Origin of the sequence: Amnimonas aquatica, assembly GCF_002943415.1 — a bacterium.
Taxonomy (GTDB): Bacteria; Pseudomonadota; Gammaproteobacteria; order Pseudomonadales; family Moraxellaceae; genus Perlucidibaca; species Perlucidibaca aquatica_A.
On sequence record NZ_PTQZ01000190.1, the window covers coordinates 1 to 3517 of the forward strand.

2 protein-coding genes and 2 pseudogenes are annotated in these 3517 nt (G+C 60.8%); all 4 read left to right on the forward strand.

Annotation, left to right across the window (positions count from 1 at the left end; all coding sequences use genetic code 11):
- Positions 1-199: 199 nt before the first annotated feature.
- Positions 200-259 (forward strand): annotated as a pseudogene (locus tag C5O18_RS11175) (hypothetical protein); the annotation flags it as partial.
- A 186-nt stretch (positions 260-445) separates the two neighbouring features.
- Positions 446-1413 (forward strand): annotated as a pseudogene (locus C5O18_RS07600) (chromosomal replication initiator protein DnaA); the annotation flags it as partial.
- Between the two features lie 18 nt (positions 1414-1431).
- Positions 1432-2544, forward strand: coding sequence for a DNA polymerase III subunit beta (dnaN, locus tag C5O18_RS07605; protein ID WP_105192875.1), 1113 nt, complete (start codon positions 1432-1434; stop codon positions 2542-2544).
- A 27-nt stretch (positions 2545-2571) separates the two neighbouring features.
- On the forward strand, positions 2572-3517 hold a 946-nt coding region (recF, locus tag C5O18_RS10265; protein ID WP_146089276.1), incomplete at its 3' end, for a DNA replication/repair protein RecF.

Sequence of the window (3517 nt, forward strand, 5' to 3'; positions counted from 1 at the left end):
AGAAGTGCCAAGGCGGGCTGTCGTCACTGTAGACAGATTTATCCACAATAGGTGAAAAGATGTGGATTCCTGTCTGGCGGCAGGCCGGAGAGCTTCGTAGAATCACGCTTTTGGATGTGGATAAGGTCTGATGTCGGGGAGTGTCTGGCAAACAGCATTGCAGCGCCTGGAAGAAGAGTATCCGGTGAACCTCTTCCAGATGTGGATTCGTCCGCTGCAGGTCGATGAAGGTGCCAGCTCGCTCGAGTTGCTCGCACCCAATCCCTTTTTTGTCCGTCATGTCATGGACAAGTTCATCGCGCGGATCCGCGAGGTGGTGCATGACGCTTCCGACGGACGCATCGATCAGGTCACCATCCGTGTCGGCAGTCGTGGCGACCGGCAGCCTGCTCCTGTCCCCGCCTCTGCTGCGGCACAGCGCCAGCGCGCTCCGGCATCGGTGGTACCAGCCGCGGAACCCTTGCCGAAACCGGCGAGCAGCCTGAATCCGCTGTTCACCTTCGACAATTTCGTGTCCGGCAAGGGCGCGCAGCTGGCCCATGCCGGCTGTCTGCAGGCGGCGGACAATCCCGGTGCGCCGAACTCGAATCCGCTGTTCATCTACGGACCGACCGGCCTTGGCAAGACCCACCTGATGCACGCCGTGGGCAACGAGATCCTGCGCCGCAATCCGAACGCCCGGGTNATCGTTCGCTGGATGCCCTGCTGATCGACGACATCCAGTTTTTCGCGAACAAGGAAAGCACCCAGGACGAGTTCTTCCATACCTTCAATTCGCTGCTCGAGGGATCGCGTCAGATCATCATGACATCTGACAGAATTCCTAAAGAAATCAATGGTATGGATGATCGCCTCAAGTCCCGTTTCTCGTGGGGGCTGTCGATCCAGGTCGATCCGCCGGACAAGGAGACGCGCGTCGCCATCCTGCTCAAGAAGTCGAATTCGGCCGGGATCGACCTGCCGCTGGAATCGGCGCACTTCGTCGCCGAGCACGTCCAGGGCAATGTCCGCGAGCTCGAAGGCGCCCTCAACAAGGTGATCGCCACAGCCCGTTTCAAGGGCCTGCCGGTGACGCTGGAGCTGGTGAAGGAAGCCTTGCGTGATGTGCTGCTTGTGCGCGCGCGCCAGTTTAATATCGACAATATTCAGCGTGTCGTCGCCGAGTACTACCGCATTCCGCTGCGGGAGCTGACCGGCAAGAAACGCAACCGGTCGTTCGCGCGACCACGCCAGATGGCCATGTCGCTGTCGCGACAGCTGACCGGCAACAGCTATCCGGAAATCGGGCTGGCTTTCGACGGACGTGATCACAGCACCGTGATCCATGCCTGCGAGAAAGTCGCCGAGCTGCGTGCGCTTGATTCGCACCTGGACGAAGACTACAACAATCTGCTGCGCCTGCTTCAGGCCTGAGCCCTTGGGAAGATGACCATGAAAGTGTCGATGACTCGTGACCAGTTGTTGAAACCGCTGCAGCAAGTGGCCGGCGTGGTGGAGAAACGCCAGACCCTGCAGGTACTGTCGAATGTGCTGCTGGTGGTGGACCAGGGCGAGCTGGCGCTGACCGGCACGGACCTGGAGGTCGAGCTGGTCGCACGTCAGGTGCTCGACGGCGACAGTCAGAACGGCCGCATCACGGTGCCCTGCCGCAAGCTGCTGGACATCTGCCGCGCGCTGCCTGCCACCGCTCAGGTCGAACTGGCGCTGGATGGCCAGCGCCTGCTGCTGCGCTCCGGCAAGAGCCGTTTCACGCTGACCACGCTCCCGGCCAATGACTTCCCCAACCTCGATGACACTCTTGCCGGCTCGTTCTCGCTGACGCTGTCGCAGAAGGCGCTGAAGCGTCTGATCGACAAGACCTCGTTCGCCATGGCGCAGCAGGATGTCCGCTACTACCTCAACGGCATGCTGTTCGAAGTCACCGAAGGCAAGCTGCGCGTGGTCTCGACCGACGGTCACCGCCTGGCTCTGTGCGATGCCGATGTCACCACCCAGATCTCCGAGAAGATGCAGGTCATCGTGCCGCGCAAGGGCGTGCAGGAACTTTCCCGCCTGCTCTCGGACGATGATGCTGAAGTCACCCTGACGCTGGGCAGCAACCACCTGCGTGTCACCGTGGGCAATGTCACCTTCACCTCCAAGCTCATCGACGGCCGTTTCCCGGACTACGAGCGCGTGCTGCCCAAGGGCGGCGACCGCACGCTGGTCGCTGGTCGTGAAGATCTGAAGTCGGCACTGCAGCGCGCGGCGATTCTCTGCAACGAGAAGTTCCGCGGCGTGCGCCTGCAGATCGAGGGCGACCAGCTGCGCATCCTGGCCACGAACCCGGACCAGGAAGAAGCCGAGGAAGAACTGCAGGTCGAGTACAACGGCAAGGAACTGGAGATCGGTTTCAATGTCGGCTACCTGCTGGACGTGCTGAACGTGCTCAGCGGCGCCTACACCCAGGCGATCCTTGGTGATACCAACAGCTCGGCGCTGATCCGCGACAACGATGGCGAACAGGCTGATGCAGTCTATGTCGTCATGCCGATGCGTCTCTGATCTGCTTTTGTCCCAGCGCCTTCTTTCGTGACCCTGGTCCGGCTGGAGATTTCCTGTCTCAGGAATCTCCGGCAGGTTTCCCTTGAACCGGGTCCTGCCATCAATCTCTTTCACGGCCTCAACGGCAGCGGCAAGACGTCGCTGCTGGAGGCCGTGCATCTGCTCGGGCTCGGGCGCTCTTTCCGCACCTTGAAGGCACGTCGCTTGGTGCAGGATGAAGAACCGGCTGCAACGATTTTCGGACGTACCGGTTCCGGTCACAGTCTGGGCATACAAAAAACGGTTTCAGGTGAATCGACGGTTCGCGTCAATGGCGCACAGGCGCCTAGCCTCGCCACACTGGCGCTGCACCTGCCCTTGCAGCTGTTCGATCCCTTGTCCCTGAACATCATGGACGGACCCTCGCAACCTCGTCGCCAGCTGCTGGACTGGGGTGTGTTTCACGTGGAACCATCGTTCCATGGGTACTGGTCACGTGCCCAGCGGGCACTGCAACAAAGGAATTCACTGCTCAAGTCTGCTAAAATTTCGCCAATGGAATTGCAGGTCTGGGAACAGGAATTTGCTGAAGCCGCCCTGCCCTTGCACCATGCGCGAGCAGCTTTCGTGGAGAGCTGGCTGCCCTGGTTGTCTGGCGCCTTGTCGCGACTTCTGCCGGATGTTCCGCTTGATGTCGATTACCAGCCTGGCTGGAACACAGAGGAATCGCTGGCGGATCTGTTGGCGCAATCACGCGGCAGGGACATGGAGCGCGGTTTCACGCAGACAGGTCCGCATCGCGCTGATCTGAAGATCCGGACCCAAGGCGTAGCGGTGGATGAGCGGCTCTCGCGGGGTCAGCTGAAGCTGGTGGTTTGCGCGCTCAAGTTGTCCATGGTCCAGCGATTGATGCAAGACGGCATGCGCCCGCTGCTGTTGCTGGATGATCTGGCATCGGAACTGGATGCGCAGTCCAGGCAGAAGGTCTGCCAAT

What these genes read in the sequence shown, in the direction of transcription:
- dnaN (WP_105192875.1), top strand. Translation starts at nt 1,432, where the DNA reads ATGAAAGTGTCGATGACTCGTGACCAGTTGTTGAAACCGCTGCAGCAA.